Here is a 16,236-nt window from a genome sequence, read left to right on the forward strand (position 1 = left end):
GGGTCGAATCAGCGGGGGGCGTCGGGTCCCCCGGCGGGGGTCGGCTCGTCCCCCGACTCGGGCTCGGTCCCGGGGACGGGCGGATCGGCCAGGTCGATCAGCGTGGCGTCGAGCCGTTGCAGGAAGTCGACCGCCGCCTGGTAGGAGAGCGGGTCGTCGGTCGCGGCCACCCGGGAGAGGACCGGGCCGGCGAACTCGGAGAGGCGCTGACGAGCGAAGGTGACGTCGGCGACCTCGGCGTGGCCCTGGAGCTGGTACTCCTCCAGCGCGATCGTCGCCGCCTGCTCCACCTGGGTCCGTGCGGCGGGGGTCGCCGAGTCGAGGCCGGCGGGCCAGGAGAGCGTGCCGTCTTCCTCGAAGAGGGCCTTGATCCGCTCCGCCAGGGGCAACTCCTCGGGGGAGAGCCGTGAGGGGACCATCCGGGGACGCCCGGTGCTGACGTCGTACCTGGCTTGCATGCTCAGGGCCTGGCGCTGACGCTCGCGGTAGGAGGCGGCCATCTGCTGGCGTTGGAGCAGGTCGTTGGTGGTGTTCGGTCGGGCCATCCGGGCGGTGAGGATCTGGTAGCGAGGGTCGGGGGCCGCCCCCGCGGGAGGCATGGCCGGGCCGGTCCCGGCGGTGGTGAAGCCGCCCCAGCCGAACGAATACGGCCCCCAGCCGTAAGGGCCCGCGCCGCCGAAGTATCCGTAATTCCCCATCGCCCCGTAGGGCCCCGCGGCGCCGAGCTGGGCGGAGCCGGTGTCGGGCACCGCCAGGATCAGGATCGCCGCGGTCAGGGGGGCGATCATCCCCCGGGGGAGGAGTTTGCTTAAGTGCATGGTCGCGATCCTCGAAGGGGACGGATCGGAAGGTGATTAACACGCCATTGTAGGGCATCGATCGCGGATTGACCACGACTCGGCCCCGAATGCCCCTCGGGAGTCAAGCGGCAGGGGCCGGAGGCCGATAGAGGAAACCAGGTGAGATGTCAAGGCCGGCAGGACATCACCGGGAGGGACCGGCGATGAATCTCGGCCTTGATTTCGTTGCGGATCGCGTGCCCGATCGGCCGATTACCAGGTGTGTAATCGGTCCCGACTCCCGACAGGAAGCCCGGCCCGAGTCGGGTGGATTGGTTCCGGCCCGAAGGGCCGGTCGGGATCGGCGAGCAGGATGACAGCCTCGCGGGCGGTCCGGAGTCGACCGCCGCTAGACCAAGGAGGGTCGAACCGATGTCGACGTCCCGCATGGGAGGCCCGATCCGCGCCGGTCGTCGGGTGGTCTGGGCCGGGATCGCCGCCTTCGGCCTGTTCGGCGCCGTCGGGTGCCAGGTCGAATATGCCGGCATGACCTTGCCCACGGGCAAGTACCTCTTCGACGACGTCCAGTACTTCGCCGAAGGCCCGCACTTCCCGATGGCCAACACGCTGGCCGCCACCCAACGGGCCCAGATGCAGGCCCAGGGGATCGAGCCGTACGGAACCCCGCCCGCCGCGGGCCTGGCCCCGGCCGGGGGCCTGATCAATACCGTGCCCGGCCGGGGCATGATGGAGCAGATGCCCGGCGGCGGGATGAACCTCAATCCCGCCCAGGCTCAGCCGCCCATCAACGCCGAGCCGGCCGACCGCATGATGCAGCCGGAAATGGTTCCCCCGCCCGGCTTCTGAGCCCGGACCGAGGACGAAACGACGCGGACGAGGCCCGGATCGCCCCGACGATCCGGGCCTCGTCGTCGTGATCCCCGGCGGCGACTCCGCCCGACTTGGCCCTCGGCCCGGGGCCGAGTGTGCATCCGGGCCTGAGGGCCGATACCCCCGGGGGCCGGCGGGCGACGGGCGTGGCCCTCGGGCGAAGTCGCCGGGCGGCTCGCCGCCGGTGAGGAGGTCCATCGGGCGGTGGATCGGGCGAGGGCGGGTTGGGTCCCGCCATCCCCTACCCGTCAATCACGGTTTGTGACTGACGTGACAGCGGGCACACGCCTGTTGGATCTTTTGATGGGCCGCGAGGGCCGCCTTGCGATCCCTGGCCTCGACGGCCTTGGCCAGGGTCTTCGCGCAATCGAGGTATGCTTCGGTGAGCCGCTTCCAGGACGCGGGCTCTCCCCGGGGGGGGGTGTTCTTGCCCAGGTGCTCGACGTTCTCGACGTAGATCTCGCACTGCTCGACCAGCGTCCCCCAGTTCGGCTCGGCCTTGTCGAGGTTGCGCCCGATCGCCGAGGTGAGGGCCTGGGGGCCGTTGTTGAGCTTCCCCATGATCTCCTTGATCGGCGGGGGCGGCGGGTCGTCCGCCTTCCGTCCGGCGACCGGGGACGACAGGATCACCGCCCCGGCCAGGCAGGCCAGGGTCATCGCGTTGCTCGGTCGCCTCATGGCCGGTTCCTCGGGGTTCGAGGTTTGGCGCCCCGCATCGACGCGACCGGGGACCTGGTGGGACGGACTGCGGACCGATCGGGGTCGGAGCAGGGGCCAGCCAGTCGGCTCAACCGGTCGGTCCCCCCCCCGTCCCGACGGGGAAGGGACAGCCGGAGTAGGGCAGTTCGGGCGCCTCGGATGCGCCGACGTCGGCCCGGGGGAGGCCGGTCAGCTCCGAGAGCCGCGCGGCGATCTCGTCCAGGATCCCCTCCGAGTACCCCGGCCAGAGGGAAACGATCTCGCCGTCCCGATCGATCAGGGCGACGTAGGCCGAGTTCCTCGCCTCGAAGTCCCGGGCGAGTTCGAGGGAGGGATCCGCCAGCACGGGATATGGGGTGCCGTGGTCGCCGACCCATCGGGAGGCGACGGATCGGTCGCCGTCGATCACGCCGAGGAACGCGGCCCGATCGCCATAGGCGTCGTGCAATCGGGCATAGAACGGCTCGGCCGAGGTGGAGCAGGGGCAGCCGTCCTTGATGAAGACGAGGACCACGGGCCGTTCGCCGAACATCGAGGACGAAACGACCCGGTTCCCGTCCTGGTCGACCGCCCGGAAGCCCGGTGCGGGGCGGCGGGCCATCTGCTCGCTGGCCCGCGTCATCTCGGGGGTGACGAGGTGCTCCTCGTCGGCCAGGACTCCGGACACGACCATCGGCCCCCTGGGTTTCGGGTCGCCGGCCACGGACCGCCACCAGGCGAAGCCCGTCCCGAAACCGATCGCCAGCGTGCCGATCGCGATGACCTGGTCCCTCGTCGACATCCGCGCCCCCGATCTGCTGAGAATCGTACCGGTCGGCCCGATCGAGTCGCGGGCCCGGCCGACGATGGACTATTATAGGGGCGGCGTCTCGGGTCGGCCCTCCCCGGCCGAGGAACGACCTCGTCGGGTCTCCGATCTCCCAACCGTCGGATCGGGAAGGGACGCCCGGCCCTGACGTCGTCGCCGATGAGTCGGAGGCACGCCGTCCTCCCGAGATCCCGAGAGCCGAAGCCCCCATGAGCAGCCCGCCGAGCCCCCTCCCGAACTTCATCATCATCGGTGCGGCGAAGTGCGGCACCACCTATCTCGCCTCCCGCCTCAACGAGCACCCGCAGGCGTTCGCGGTCACCGTCCCCAAGGAGCCGCACTACTTCACGATGAACTTCGAACGGGGACTCGACTGGTACTCCTCCCTGTTCAAGGACGCCCGAGCCGCGAAGGCCATCGGCGAAAGCTCGCCCACGTACGCCGAGTGGGATGACGACCGGCCCGCCCGACGGATCGCCGATCTGGTCCCGGATGCCCGGATCATCTACGCGGTCCGCAACCCACTGGAGCGGATCAAGTCGCACTGGATGGAGTCGCTCATGAACACCGGCCATGAGCAGAAGCCATTCCTAGAGGCGGTGCGGTCGCAGCCCTACCTGATCAGCTCCAGCCGATACTGGAGCCAACTGCAACGCTACCGTCGATTCTTCCCGGACGACCGGATCCTGGTCCTCTTCCAGGAGGACATGAAGGCCGACTCCGCCGGGACGCTCCGCCGCTGTTGCTCCTTCCTGGGCATCGACCCGGACGCCGAGATCCCCGACCTCGAGCGGCCCGCCAACGTCAAGGAGGAACTCCGGCGTTCCACCCCGATCATGTCCGCCCTGCGCTCGACCAGTCGGAGGATGCTGGGGGAGTCGGTCACCGGTCGCATCCCCCCGGCGATCAAGGGCCGAATCTTCAAGGTCCTGGGGGCCCCGATCCCCCCCCCTCGTTACGACGAGCCGACCAGGGCCTGGGTCGTCGACCGACTCCGGGACGAGGTCGTCCCACTCCTGGAGCACTGCGGCAAGCCCGCCGACTACTGGGACCTCGGACGGATCGGCTGATCCCCGGCCCCGGCGATCCGTCGCCCGAGTGATCCGGGGCAGGGCGCCAATCAGAGCGCGTCGGCCGAGACGACCTCCCCACCGGCCCGGGTCGAGACGGCCCGCCAGGCGACCGGGTCGATCGTGTCCTTGACGAAGGCGACGTGCCCGTCGGCGAACAGGGCATTGACGCCGCCGGGGTGGAAGCTCCGGGCCGCCTTGATCGCCGGGTTGTGCGGCGGACTGGCCTGCCAGCAGTCGTGGAGCTTGGAGTTGGGGGTCAGGTAGTGGTTGTACAAGTTCGTGCGATAGTCGCCGTCCCACCAGCCGAATCCCAGGTCGAGCCGCCAGGTGGTGGGACGACCGCACGGGCCTGAGGGGTCATACCCCGCGGTCCCCGGGATGGCGTTCGGCAGCGGGGTCGAGCCGATGGCGGCGGCGAGCCGCGTGTCACTCGGCGGGGTCGAGCCGCCGGGGCCGATGAGCTGTTCGGAGGCGGCAACCGTGCCACTCAGGCCATCGCGAATGGTCGCGGCCGTCTGGGGACGACCGAGGACGAAGGCCCCGTTGGCCGGGACCTTCTGGCCCGCGTCGCCGGGGTTCGCACTATTGGGCGAGCCGTCGCCGGTGCTGAAGTGGTAGTTCGACGGGCCCGAGGTGACGCCGCCCGGCAGGGTCGTCGAGGGCCCGGCCCCGTCGCTGGGGCAGAGGAAGAACTTCACCTTCGTGGCCAGGATGGACGTGTTGACCGGGAAGATTGTCCACGGCGGTGTGCCGAGGACCGCCGCCGGCCCGGGTGCGGTGGGCCAGTCCATGTTCAGGGCGTTGAAGACGGACGCCTGTTCCAGGTAGGGCGAGAGCTGGGCCAGGACCGACCAGCGGTAGTGGAGGAGCGGGACTCCCGGATAGACCCTGGCCGGGTCGGGGTAGAGGAAGCCGACCGGGAAGCAGTTCAAGGACGAGTGGTAGTTGTGCATCGCCAACCCGATTTGCTTCAGGTTGTTCGTGCATTCGGCCCGCCGTGCCGCCTCGCGGGCGGATTGGACGGCGGGCAGCAGCAGGGCGATCAGCACGCCGATGATGGCGATCACCACCAGCAGCTCGATCAGCGTGAAGGCTCGTCTCGGGCGGGGACGTCGCATCGGGGAGCTCCGGGAGGTGGGAGGGCGATTCGAGGGAGGATCAGCGAGGATCTCGGAGCGATGCCGGGGCGCAGTCGAGGCGGCCTCCCCGTCCCCCGATCCGGCCGTGGATCGGGTACCAACGAGGAACATAAGCCGGCCGACCGTCGCATTCGCGAAGTGGGCCGGGCAATTTCGAGGCGGCTCGACGAGCACGGCCCCGGGGGGGCGACCTGGAGGCCGGGCCGGGCCGGACCGGTCCCGGACCCGGTCCGTCCCCGCGGTGCACGAACCGGGGGAAGGGCCGAGTGCCAGTGGTTGACCGGACGGCCGGAGGCCTCCGGCGGACGGGCCCCGGGGCGATCGGCATCCCGAACTTCAGGACGGACTCGCGCGGAGGATCAGGCGCGAGCGCCGAGGGTCGAGGATCTCGGAGGGTCCTCGGGGGGATCGCCCGGCAAGGCGGGCTCGAATCGGTCGGACGACCGGGGGGCGGGGAGCGAGACGGGGTCGAACTCGGGGGCGAGGAGGGTCAGCATCGCCGCCGGTCGATCCCGCTGGGAAGTCGGCGAGGTCGGCGAGTCGGAGGGTGCCCCGCAGGGCATCGGGCCGACGCAAGGGGACCGGTCGAGCGCGATCGACACCCCCGGGACGATCGCCGATGAGTCCGGCGATTGGGGAGGTCGACCCCGGCTCGGGGCTTTGGGAGGGCAGCAGCAGTTGGTCCGACAGGCGTTCCCGCAGCAGCAGGACTGACCCCGGCTCGGCGACCGAGGCTCGCCCGCCCGGCTCGCTGGAATCGGCCCGACCGACGCCAACAGCACGACGGCGACCAGCCCCGCGATCGCGGGACGGTTCGGCGTCCGGCCGGGCTTCGGGTCGCGCCGCGTCCTCATGGATGGTGGGCCTGGTCGGTTTGCAGCGATCCCATAATAGTCCCCGCGATTGTGGGGAGGGGTCGGGCACGCGTCAAGGCCCTGACATGACCCTCCGGACCGGGGCAGGGGGGGGGCCGAGGTTTTCGATCGCGTCGAGGATGTCCCGGGCGACCCGCTCGGCCGTCGTCGGGGGGGAGGGCCGGTGGACGACCGCCGATGCGGCCTGCGAGAGCATCAGGTTGATCGACGGGATCCGTTGGCCGGTCAGGTCGTCGCCGCCGGCGCGGAAGTCGGTCCGGACCGCGAGGATCGGGATGCCGAGGGCGAACGCCAGGCCGCATTCGAAGCTGGTGCCGCTATCCGGGTCGGCCCCGTCGAGCACGGCGACGAGCAGGTCGGCCGAACGGACCCCGTCGACGTCAAGCCGGAAGACCGGCTCGGCCCGGAGTTCGTCGAGATGCTGGATCTCGGACTGGGGCAGGAACACGTCGTGCCCGCCGTCGGCCAGCGCGCGGGCGATCGTCGCGTTCCAGGAGCGTTCGGCCTGGGTGAACAGGGGGCCGGCGAGGTAGATGCGCACGGGCGTTGTGCCTCCGGCGGTCGGGCGCGGTCTCGAGGGACCCGGCGACGAACCGCCCGCCCGGGTCGTGCCGATTGGGTCGATTCTACGCGAAAGGCTAAGGATCCGCCGGCGGGAGGCCGATCTGAATGGTCGAGTCGCGGCGATCGACCGGGCTCGTTCGGCAACGCCCGAACGAACGGACCGGGTCGACCGAGGGGCCTCAGGAGGGTGCCCCGCCCCGAACCGGGAGGAGTCAGCCGACTCCCGGACTCGGGCCCGCGAGGACATGGATCCTGTCCCGGAGGAGTGGACCCGATGCCCCGCCTCGAGCGATTCGCCCCGGCCCTGATCGGCCTGGCCCTGGCCGCCCCGGCGACGGCCCAATCCCAGTCACACGCGCATACCTCCCAGGATTGCGCCTACTGCAATCCCGACAGCCGATCGACCCCGATCGTCGAGGAACGGCGGGGACCTCTGGCCCGGATGATGGGCGGCGACCGCGTGATCGTACCGGCCGGGCACCACGTCCAGCATCCCGGCCGACCCACCCCGGGGCCGGTCGCGGCGTACACCGACAATCCCGGCGCGCTGCCCCCGGCCTCTCCCTGGTACGGCTCCCACGACGCCGAGGCCGGCGTCGCGGTGGTCGGCCCCGGCTACGCCCCCGCACCCGGCTACGCCCCCGTCCCCGGCATGGCCTACGGCCCGATCGCGGCCGAGGGCGAACCCATGCCCATCGGCGAGATGCGCACCAGCTTCGTCACCCCCCCTGGCTCCCCCGCCGGGATGGCCGGCCCCGCGATGCATGGCGCCGCCCCGGCACCGACCGGCTGGCAGCCCGACCCGGCCATCCAGGCCTGGCACCAGTACAAGCTCGGGGAGAGCGAGGTCCCCAGCCGCCCCGGGGCCCTGAGCAAGATGCTCGGCGTGGCGAGCGTCACCAACTGGCTCGAAGAACGACGGACCATGAAGGCGATGCGCCGGGCCTCCCGGGCCGGGATGTACAGCCCGACCATGAACCAGATGCCATCCCGGGCCATCCCGGGCCACTGATCGCCCGCCAGGCCTGGCCTGATCGGCGGAATCGCGCCCCCGCGTCGGAGGATCGGCAACCGATCCCCCGGCCGGGGGTTCGTCATTTCGCCCCTGCGGCGGGGGCCCGGCGTGGGCGTCGGCCGGTCCCGGTCCCCCCGAATCCGAGACCTGCTCGCCATCCCTCCCCCGCCGTGAGCGCCCGGGATTTCCCGACCGGCGCGACCGGAACGACCCCCCCATGGCCTGCCCCGGTATCGATTCAGCCATCCCCCGGATCGGTCCGATTCAATGGGTCGAGAGCCCGGAGGTGTCGGCGAATCCGGCCGTCCCCCTCGCGTGGACCGCGGCGGGGTCGGCCCGCCGACTCGACCCGGGCGACTCCGTCGGCAGCCGGCGACGGCCCCGCACAGGACGGCGCGGACCAGATCGCCTCGCTCGATTCCGAACCACTCCAGGAGGGAGACCGGCCATGTTGACAAGGGATTGATCATGCGTATCGGACATCGACGAGGACCGGGCCTGGCCGTCGTCCTCCTGGGCGTGCTGTCGAGCGACGCCTCGGCGGGCATCAGCGACATCGCCCCCTGGATCCACACGATCCCCCGGGTGACCTACGCCAGGGATTTGAGGACCGGCGGGATGTACTACGCCCCGCCAATCCCCTACGGCCACTACGCGAAGGATCCGGTCGGGCACCTCGTCGGCGGCGCCCAGGGTGCGGCCGGCCTCGTCACCGGCAAGCTCCACGGCCTGGGGGGGAAGCTTGGCCACGGCGGCGGCCTCGGCCACGGCGACGGCCTCGGCCACCACGGAGGATCGGACGGATCGCTCGGCCATCATGATGGCGCGGTCCTCGGTGCGGGCCACGGGCTCGGCGGCGGCCTCGGCCACGGACTTGGCGGCGGGCTCGGCGGCCTCGGCCACGGCCATGACGACGGGCTGGGCCATCATGGTGGGGTTCATGGGTCGCCCCAATACCCCCCCGTGGCGGGTGCCGGGATCGCCTGCGATCCGTCGTCCTGCGACGGCACGCATGGCGGGCTTTTCGGCGGGCACGGCCATGGCGGCGACGGCTTCGGCAATGGGGGCGGGTACGGGCATGGTGGTGGCCTCGGTCATGGAGACGGACTGGGCCATGGAGATGGGCTCGGCCACGGCGGGCTGGGCGGCAAGCTCGGCCACCTGAAGGGCCTGGGCCATGGGGCACTCGGCTACCTGCACGGCCTGCACCCGGCCAACAAGGTCCGCTACTTCGTCGGACCGGGCGGCCCGGTCCCCCTGACCCCCGGTTACGTGCCCTACATCAACGTGACCCGATCCCCTCGTGATTTCTTCGCGTTCCCGCCCTACAGCTCCCGGGCCATGGATTACTGAGCCGAGCCCGCAACCCGGCGATCGAACGTCGGGCGGCCCGACCGGAGCGTCGGGGCCGCCCGCACCGGGCACCGGATGGACCGCGGGCGTACCCTTCGCACGGAGGCGAACGGATGTCGAGTTTGCGATTGCTGGTCCCGCTCGCGGTGGCCGGGGCGACGATCTTCCTGCCGACGGCCCGGGTCTCGGCCCAGGCCGACGGCCCGGCCGTGCCGGACCTCCGGGAGCGGAGCGGCCTGCTCACCCGGATCGTGCCCATCGAGCCCCGGCTGCCGGTCGATCGGGACCGCGACGTCTTCTATAACTCCAAGTGGTTGCCCCGCCACGAGCACTCCCGGGGCCACTGGGTCAACTCGTGGAAGGATGGCGGCCTCTACGGGCGGGTGCTGCCCGGCGGCTGCACGACGTGCCGGTCCCCCTACTTCCGGGGCTCCCCCGGCCGCCAGACGGCCGGCGAGGCCTGCAAGCCCTTCAATCAAACCGAGCGCGTCTTCGGCAATCTGATCAAGCCGTTCCGACCCGTCGACACGTACTATTCCGGCGGGTGCTACGTCCCTGTCTACGACCTCGACCCGCTCGTGCCCGGCCCCGGCTGGTTCCCCTGGTGGGTGCCAGACCTGGCGAACAAGCACATCGGCGGCTGATCGACCCCCCTCCTGACGCCTCAATTCGTGTCGCCCCCATCGCGGCCCGGCCCTCCTCCCGGGGGTGCCGGGCCGCGTTGCGTCCACCGCCGGACGATCCCGATGATCGATCGCTCATCCTCGCCCCTTTGAATTCGTCCGACACCTCGGAACGGCGATTGCACCGGTGGCCCCTCGTCCCGATCGGCCTACCCGAACGGCCGACTCGGGCCGAACCCGATTCCGGTCCCGCAACCACTGCGGAGGCAGTCATGGCCGACGAACCGAACACCCGCAACGAATACACGCCCGAGCAACTCCGAGAGGCCAAGGGGAATTTCGACCCCTCGACGCTGGCCCGGGAGGGCGAACAGGCGAACCCCCAGGCCCAGGGTAAGCCCCAACCGACCGCCGAGGAACTCGCCGAGCAGCAGCGCCGGGGCGAGAAGGCGATCGATCAGGATAGCCGGACCCGCGAGGATCGGCTCGTGAACACCGGCCGTGGCCAGCACACCTCCGGACGCCTCGGCGGGAACAACTGAATCGTCCCCCCGGACGACCTGCCCGGGCTGCCCCGCCGGGCGGGCGGGCGATCTCGATCGCCGCCCGAACCCCCTCAAAACGCACCCAGGAGCGAACCGATGGCCTCCAAGAGCCCGGTGACGGAGCCCTCCCCCCCCTTCGAGCCCCAGTCCCAGGAACGACCCGGCCTCGATGCGGAGATGAACCCGAGGCCGAAGCATTCCGGCGCCGGATACCGGCCGGCCGACAAGCTCAAGGGACAGGTCGCCCTGATCACCGGGGGCGACTCGGGCATCGGCGCGGCCGTGGCCATCCTCTTCGCCCGGGAAGGGGCCGACGTGGCGATCGTCTACCTGCCCGAAGAGCAGGCCGACGCCGACCACGTCCGGGACCACGTCGAGCAGGTCGGCCGCAAGGCCCTGCTCATCCCCGGCGACATCCAGGACTCCGGATTCTGCACGCGGGCCGTCGAGGCGACCGTCAAGGAACTCGGCAAGCTCGACATCCTCGTCAACAACGCCGCCTACATGGCCAGGCGGCAGTCGATCGAGGAGATCACCGACGAGGAGCTGGATCGGACCTTCCGGACGAACATCTACTCGTACTTCTACATGACCCGAGCCGCCCTGAAGCACCTGAAGCCCGGCGGGGCGATCATCAACACGGGGTCGGTCGCCGGCATGGACGGGTCCAAGGGGATCCCGGACTACTCGTCGTCGAAGGGGGCGATCCATTCGTTCACGAAGGCCCTGGCCCAGATGCTGGTCGAGCGCCGGATCCGGGTCAACTGCGTCGCCCCCGGGCCGGTCTGGACCCCCCTGAACGCGTCGGCCCGGGTTGAGCAGGACATGGCCGGCTACGGCAAGTCCGTGCCGATGGGCCGGCCCGGCCAGCCCGAGGAGATGGCGCCGGCCTACGTCTACTTCGCCTCGAACCCCGACAGCAGCTACGTCACCGGGGAGGTCCTCTCCCTCTACGGCGGCGTCACCCAGGCGGGTTGACGGCGGCCGATCGGGGCGGGGACGGGGGAGGGTCGAGGAGGCCGGGAGCGGGCGGTCGGCCTCGACCCCCCTGGAGCCGCCGCCCGACCCCGGACTCCCGTCCCGCCCGCCACTCCCACGAACGGAGCAGTCCACCGATGGCCCAATCACCCACCTCGAAGCCGAAGCCGAAGCGGGACGGCGAGCAGACGCGCCGGGACGAGACGATCGCGTCCTTCAAGGCTCACGTCAACATGTCCGCCTCCCAGGTCGAGGCGTGGCTCAAGACCAAGGACTCCCGCTCGGTCGGCCGCCGGAGGAGCGGGGAAGATGAGGCGGTCGGCCACAAGTCGGGGCGGAGGATCGTCGAGATCCTGCGCACGCGGAAGGCGGAGTACGGCGACGACGACTTCGCCCACATGCGCAAGGTCGTCGGCTACATCAAGCGACACCTGAAGCAGCGTCCCTCGGGCGACGTGGCCGACACGAGGTGGCGATACTCACTGATGAACTGGGGCCATGATCCGCTGAAGGATTAATTCCCCCGGAATCGACCTCGTTCGCTTGACATGAGTCGCGGCGTTGCTCTATGTTGCAGCCTCCGTCGCCGCGCACCGGCCATGCTGCGCGCCGCACCATAACCCCACGACCCGGGCGCCCGATCCGCTTCCGCCTCCGCGCCCGAGGGTCTCCGCCGTCCCCCCGCGAGTTTGCCAGGTGGTCGCTCCCATGGACACCCCGATTCAAGTCGACCTGGGCCGGATCGCGCAAGATTTGCAGATCCGGAGGATTCAGGTCGAGAGCGTCGTGCAGTTGCTCGACGAGGGCAACACCGTCCCCTTCATCACCCGGTATCGCAAGGAGCGGACCGGGAACCTGGAGGAGACGGCCATCCGCGAGATCCAGCGCCGGGTCGGGCGCCTCAGGGAGTTGGCCGAGCGCAAGGAGACGGTCCTCCGATCCATCGAAGCCCAGGGGAGATTGACCGAGGAACTGGCCGAGGCGATCCGACGCGCCGACTCTCCCCAGCGGCTGGAAGACCTGTACCTCCCCTTCAAGCCCAAGAAGAAGACCAAGGCCGGCGACGCCCGGGAGAAGGGCCTCGAGCCGCTCGCCCTCCGCATCTGGAACCGGGACGAGACGCTCACCGACCTCCGGACCGCCGCGGAGGCCTTCGTCGACCCCTCGAAGGGGGTCGATTCGGTCGACCAGGCGATCGAGGGGGTCGGCCACATCCTGGCCGAGTCGATCAGCGAGCTGGCCACGGTCCGGGATGCCATCCGTCGCGTCGTCTGGAGGCTCGGCCGGGTCGTCACCCGCAAGGCCGACAACCTGCCCGACGGCCAGGGCGTGAAGTACTCCGACTACTTCGAATACTCCGAGCCCCTCGGCCAGGTCCCCCCCCACCGCGTCCTCGCCATCAACCGGGGCGACAAGGAAGGCCCGCTGAAGGTCAAGATCGAGGTCCCCCGGGACGACCTGGAACGCACGATGCGCGCCCAGCTGCCGCTGGAGGACCACCCCCAGTCCGAGGCATTCACCAACGCGGCCTTCGACGCGCTGGACCGCCTGCTCATGCCGAGCCTGGAGCGGGAGGTCCGCCGGGAGCTGACCGAGCGGGCCGAGCTGCACGCCGTCGAGGTGTTCGCCCGCAACCTCCGCAGCCTGCTGCTGCAGCCGCCGATCTCCAAGCAGACGGTCCTCGCCGTCGATCCCGGCTTCCGGACCGGCTGCAAGGTCGCCGTGCTCGACCCCCATGGGACCGTCAAGGAGCACGGCGTCGTCTTCCTGATGCCGGCCCACCGCCGGGCCGAGGGGAAGCGGTACATCAAGGATCTCGTCGGCCGTCACGAGGTCGAGGTCATCGCCATCGGCAACGGCACCGCCAGCCGAGAGACCGAGGAGTTCGTCGTCGAAGTCCTCGAGGAAGGGACCAGGTTCCACGAGATGGCCCTCCGAGGCGAGGAGTACGTCCCGCCCCCGCCCGAGGTGCAGGACCTCCCCCCCCTGCAGGCCCCCGAGACGTTCGGCTCCGGCCTCGCCGATCCGGCGACCGGCATGACCACCGAAGCCGAGTCGACGAGCCCGCCCCCGCCCCCGGAGGCCGAACAGCCCGACAACTCCCAGGGGGTCCCGGCCGAGGGACATCCCACCGCCCCGGTGGCCGGGGACGTCCCGGAGACCCCCGGGCCCACCGCCCCCGGGCCCGACCCGGAGCTACCCCACCCCGCCCGGGAAGTCGACTCGGCACCCGACCCCTCCCCCGAGGAATCGCCCGACGCGCCCGCCGGATCGGCCGCCAACGGCGACGGGGACCATGGCCGGACCTCCCGCCCGGATGAGTCCGCCGAGGCGCTCCCCCCCCTCTCCGGAGGTGCCCCGGACGATCTCCCCCCGATCCGGGGGGGGGCACCTACCGACGACGAGTCTCGCCCCGAGCCCGACCCCCAGGATCCCCCCCCCTCAGGCCCCAAGCCCGACCTCCCCGCCGAGCCCGATCCCGGCGCCAACCCGGCCGACGAGCCGACCGGCTCCCCCGAGCACGACGCCGAGCAGCCCGGCCAGTCCTCCTACGACGTCACGCCGCCGCCCGAGGGCCCCGACGCGTCCCGGGCCATGGCCGAGCAGCCCGCCGTCGCCCAGCATCTCGACACTACTCCCCATGCCCCCGCGGCGGGCACTCCTCCCGAGGAGTCCCCGGACGAGCCGACGAGCGCTTCCTCCTCACCGTCGAGCATCGTAGCCCCCGATCCCGCCCCTGGGGCGCCGGAATTCGTGCCGGACCCCTCGGCCATCGAGGCCCCCACCGGCGCGGGCCCGGGTCCGGAGCCGTCGACCCCCGGCGAGGGGACGGCGTCCGAGGCCCCCTCGGGACCGCCGTTTGACCACGCCGACCCGGCCGAGGCCGAGGTCGCCCGGGCCGAGGCCGGGGGCGGCGAGATCGAGGCCGCACCGCTCCCGGGCGAGGCCCCGGATCCCTCCTCCTCGGCCGGCGCCACCGCCGAAGGCCAGCCCGCCGGCACCTCGGTGGTCGACCTGACCAAGCCGCCGGTCGGCTCGGGCACCAAGCCCGCCAAGGGACAGCAAACCGGCAAGAAGCAGCGCGACCGCGACCAGCGGCCCAAGCCGAAGGGCCCGCCCCCGCCGCCGATGCCCCACGCGGCCGACCCGATCCTGGCCAGGCTCTCCTACGTCATCGTGAATGAGGCGGGGGCCAGCGTCTATTCGGCCAGCCCGATCGGCAAGGAAGAGTTCCCCAGCTACGACGCCACCACGAGGGGGACGATCTCCATCGGCCGTCGGCTCCAGGATCCCCTGGCCGAATTGGTCAAGATCGAGCCCCAGAACATCGGCGTCGGCCTCTATCAACACGACGTCGGCACGAAGCAGCTCAAGGACTCGTTGGAGTCGGTCATCGAGAGCTGCGTCAATTACGTCGGCGTCGACCTGAACTCGGCCAGCGTCCCGCTGCTGAGGCACGTCTCCGGCCTGAACTCCTTGACCGCCCGTCGGTTGGTCGAGTACCGCCAGCAGCACGGCCCCTTCGTCAGGCGCGATCAGATACGGCAGATCGAGGGGGTCGGCGACGTCACCTTCACCCAGGCCGCCGGCTTCCTCAAGGTCCTCGAGGGGGAGAACCCCCTGGACCGGACCTGGGTCCACCCCGAGAGCTATCCGGCGGCCGAGTCGCTCCTGACGAGGCTCGGATTCGACCTGGGCACCCTGCTCGACCGCGAACGCCTGACCGCCCTCCAGGCCCGGCTCGGCGAACTGAGGGAGAAGCCCGAGGAGCTCGCCGAGCTCGCCAAGGAACTCGAACTCGGCGAGCCGACGCTCGTCGACATCATCGAGGCCCTCTCCCGACCCGGCCGGGATCCCCGCGAGGACCTGCCCAAGCCGGTCTTCAAGAAGGGCTTCCTCAAGCTGGAGGACCTTCAGGCCGGCATGGAGCTGCGGGGCACGGTCCTCAACGTGGTCGACTTCGGCGCCTTCGTCGACATCGGCCTGAAGGACTCCGGCCTGGTCCACATCAGCCAGCTCGCCAACCGGTACGTCAAGAGCCCGCACGACGTGGTCAGCGTCGGCGACGTGGTCACCGTCTGGGTCCTCAGCGTCGATCAAGACCGGAAGAAGGTCTCCTTGACGATGGTCCCCCCCGGCACCGAACGCCCCCGGGGCCGAGGCCATGGGCACGGAGACGGCGGCGAGGGCGAGGCCCGAGGCCAGGGCCAGGGCCGACCGCCCCGGGGCCGGGGTCGAGGCCGAGGCCCCGGCCATCCCCCGGAGGGGCAGGCCGCCCCGACCGAGGGGGCCGCACCCTCCGCCGAAGGAGGGACCACCGAGCGTCGCCCGGGCACCGGACGGATCCCCGGACCACCCCTGCGAGCCCAGCAAGGCCCTCGCGGTCGAGGCGGCCGGGGAGGCCCCGGAGGCCCTGGAGGCCCCGGAGGAGGCGGACGCGGTTTCGGCCGGGGAGGGCCCGGTGGTCGCGGGGGGCCCGGCGGCGGTCGTCCCGACCAGGCGGCCCCGCCCCCGCCCCGCCCGTCCCAGCCCCGAAAGCCCGCCCCACCCCCCGAGCCGCTCTCGCAGGACGCCATCAAGGGCTCCGTACCGCTCCGCTCCTTCGGCCAGTTGGCCCAGCTCTACAAGACGCGCACCCCGGACGACCCGGAGCAGGGAGATGAGCCCCAGCCGGCCCCGCCGCCGACGGCGACGACCACGGGCCAGTCCACCCCTCCCCCGGCCGATCCGGCTGCCCCCGAGTCGTCGACACCCCCCGACGAGTCGAAGCCGGACGCGTGAACTCCTGACGCGTCATCCCTCAGGACTCAGGCCCGTCCCGGCCCGATCGGTCCGGGGCCGGGCCTGCGTGCAGGCCGGATCCGGTCCGGACTAACCCACCTCCGCGCCCGAC

The 16,236-nt window shown here is 71.4% G+C and carries 14 protein-coding genes; 9 read left to right on the forward strand and 5 right to left on the reverse strand.

Going from position 1 to position 16,236, the window contains the following annotated elements; all coding sequences use genetic code 11:
• Positions 1-8 precede the first annotated feature (8 nt).
• Positions 9-818: a hypothetical protein gene (locus ElP_RS03245; protein ID WP_145267196.1), complete on the reverse strand. Its 810-nt coding sequence runs from the start codon at positions 816-818 to the stop codon at positions 9-11.
• Positions 819-1,211: 393 nt separating this feature from the next.
• On the opposite strand from ElP_RS03245, the gene ElP_RS03250 reads away from it, so the two are divergent.
• Positions 1,212-1,646: a hypothetical protein gene (locus ElP_RS03250; protein ID WP_145267198.1), complete on the forward strand. Its 435-nt coding sequence runs from the start codon at positions 1,212-1,214 to the stop codon at positions 1,644-1,646.
• A gap of 276 nt (positions 1,647-1,922) precedes the next feature.
• Here the strand turns inward: ElP_RS03250 and ElP_RS03255 are convergent, their stop codons facing one another.
• Both ElP_RS03255 and ElP_RS03260 read right to left on the reverse strand, forming a co-directional pair.
• Positions 1,923-2,348: a hypothetical protein gene (locus ElP_RS03255; protein ID WP_145267200.1), complete on the reverse strand. Its 426-nt coding sequence runs from the start codon at positions 2,346-2,348 to the stop codon at positions 1,923-1,925.
• Between the two features lie 109 nt (positions 2,349-2,457).
• Positions 2,458-3,150, reverse strand: a complete 693-nt coding sequence (locus tag ElP_RS03260; RefSeq protein WP_145267202.1) for a peroxiredoxin family protein — start codon at positions 3,148-3,150, stop codon at positions 2,458-2,460.
• Positions 3,151-3,386: 236 nt separating this feature from the next.
• Between ElP_RS03260 and ElP_RS03265 the strand changes: the two genes are divergently transcribed.
• The gene (locus ElP_RS03265) at positions 3,387-4,247 is read left to right on the forward strand and encodes a sulfotransferase domain-containing protein (protein ID WP_145267204.1); all 861 of its coding nucleotides are present in this window, start codon (positions 3,387-3,389) and stop codon (positions 4,245-4,247) included.
• Positions 4,248-4,297: 50 nt separating this feature from the next.
• Here the strand turns inward: ElP_RS03265 and ElP_RS03270 are convergent, their stop codons facing one another.
• A complete protein-coding gene (locus tag ElP_RS03270; RefSeq protein WP_145267206.1) occupies positions 4,298-5,368 on the reverse strand; it encodes a DUF1559 domain-containing protein in 1,071 nt (356 codons plus the stop codon).
• Positions 5,369-6,316: 948 nt separating this feature from the next.
• Positions 6,317-6,805: a nucleoside 2-deoxyribosyltransferase gene (locus ElP_RS37580; RefSeq protein ID WP_197446680.1), complete on the reverse strand. Its 489-nt coding sequence runs from the start codon at positions 6,803-6,805 to the stop codon at positions 6,317-6,319.
• Between the two features lie 297 nt (positions 6,806-7,102).
• Between ElP_RS37580 and ElP_RS03280 the strand changes: the two genes are divergently transcribed.
• The 7 genes from ElP_RS03280 to ElP_RS37585 all read left to right on the forward strand — a co-directional run bounded on the left by ElP_RS03280 (position 7,103) and on the right by ElP_RS37585 (position 16,124).
• Positions 7,103-7,840: a hypothetical protein gene (locus ElP_RS03280; RefSeq protein WP_145267210.1), complete on the forward strand. Its 738-nt coding sequence runs from the start codon at positions 7,103-7,105 to the stop codon at positions 7,838-7,840.
• Positions 7,841-8,311: 471 nt separating this feature from the next.
• The gene (locus ElP_RS03285; protein WP_145267212.1) at positions 8,312-9,196 is read left to right on the forward strand and encodes a hypothetical protein; all 885 of its coding nucleotides are present in this window, start codon (positions 8,312-8,314) and stop codon (positions 9,194-9,196) included.
• A 113-nt stretch (positions 9,197-9,309) separates the two neighbouring features.
• Positions 9,310-9,840: a hypothetical protein gene (locus ElP_RS03290; RefSeq protein WP_145267214.1), complete on the forward strand. Its 531-nt coding sequence runs from the start codon at positions 9,310-9,312 to the stop codon at positions 9,838-9,840.
• A 251-nt stretch (positions 9,841-10,091) separates the two neighbouring features.
• Positions 10,092-10,361, forward strand: coding sequence for a hypothetical protein (locus tag ElP_RS03295; protein ID WP_145267216.1), 270 nt, complete (start codon positions 10,092-10,094; stop codon positions 10,359-10,361).
• 27 nt (positions 10,362-10,388) lie between these two features.
• Complete coding sequence (locus ElP_RS03300) at positions 10,389-11,342, forward strand: SDR family oxidoreductase (protein ID WP_390836050.1); 954 nt, start codon at positions 10,389-10,391, stop codon at positions 11,340-11,342.
• A gap of 137 nt (positions 11,343-11,479) precedes the next feature.
• Complete coding sequence (locus ElP_RS03305) at positions 11,480-11,860, forward strand: DUF3140 domain-containing protein (protein ID WP_145267220.1); 381 nt, start codon at positions 11,480-11,482, stop codon at positions 11,858-11,860.
• A gap of 190 nt (positions 11,861-12,050) precedes the next feature.
• Complete coding sequence (locus ElP_RS37585) at positions 12,051-16,124, forward strand: Tex-like N-terminal domain-containing protein (protein ID WP_197446681.1); 4,074 nt, start codon at positions 12,051-12,053, stop codon at positions 16,122-16,124.
• Positions 16,125-16,236: the final 112 nt, after the last annotated feature.

It is taken from the genome of Tautonia plasticadhaerens (assembly GCF_007752535.1).
GTDB lineage: Bacteria > Planctomycetota > Planctomycetia > Isosphaerales > Isosphaeraceae > Tautonia > Tautonia plasticadhaerens.

What these genes read in the sequence shown, in the direction of transcription:
- ElP_RS03295 (WP_145267216.1), top strand. Translation starts at nt 10,092, where the DNA reads ATGGCCGACGAACCGAACACCCGCAACGAATACACGCCCGAGCAACTC.
- ElP_RS03285 (WP_145267212.1), top strand. Translation starts at nt 8,312, where the DNA reads ATGCGTATCGGACATCGACGAGGACCGGGCCTGGCCGTCGTCCTCCTG.
- ElP_RS03245 (WP_145267196.1), bottom strand. Translation starts at nt 818, where the DNA reads ATGCACTTAAGCAAACTCCTCCCCCGGGGGATGATCGCCCCCCTGACC.
- ElP_RS03290 (WP_145267214.1), top strand. Translation starts at nt 9,310, where the DNA reads ATGTCGAGTTTGCGATTGCTGGTCCCGCTCGCGGTGGCCGGGGCGACG.
- ElP_RS03260 (WP_145267202.1), bottom strand. Translation starts at nt 3,150, where the DNA reads ATGTCGACGAGGGACCAGGTCATCGCGATCGGCACGCTGGCGATCGGT.
- ElP_RS03265 (WP_145267204.1), top strand. Translation starts at nt 3,387, where the DNA reads ATGAGCAGCCCGCCGAGCCCCCTCCCGAACTTCATCATCATCGGTGCG.
- ElP_RS03305 (WP_145267220.1), top strand. Translation starts at nt 11,480, where the DNA reads ATGGCCCAATCACCCACCTCGAAGCCGAAGCCGAAGCGGGACGGCGAG.
- ElP_RS03270 (WP_145267206.1), bottom strand. Translation starts at nt 5,368, where the DNA reads ATGCGACGTCCCCGCCCGAGACGAGCCTTCACGCTGATCGAGCTGCTG.
- ElP_RS03250 (WP_145267198.1), top strand. Translation starts at nt 1,212, where the DNA reads ATGTCGACGTCCCGCATGGGAGGCCCGATCCGCGCCGGTCGTCGGGTG.
- ElP_RS03280 (WP_145267210.1), top strand. Translation starts at nt 7,103, where the DNA reads ATGCCCCGCCTCGAGCGATTCGCCCCGGCCCTGATCGGCCTGGCCCTG.
- ElP_RS03255 (WP_145267200.1), bottom strand. Translation starts at nt 2,348, where the DNA reads ATGAGGCGACCGAGCAACGCGATGACCCTGGCCTGCCTGGCCGGGGCG.
- ElP_RS37585 (WP_197446681.1), top strand. Translation starts at nt 12,051, where the DNA reads ATGGACACCCCGATTCAAGTCGACCTGGGCCGGATCGCGCAAGATTTG.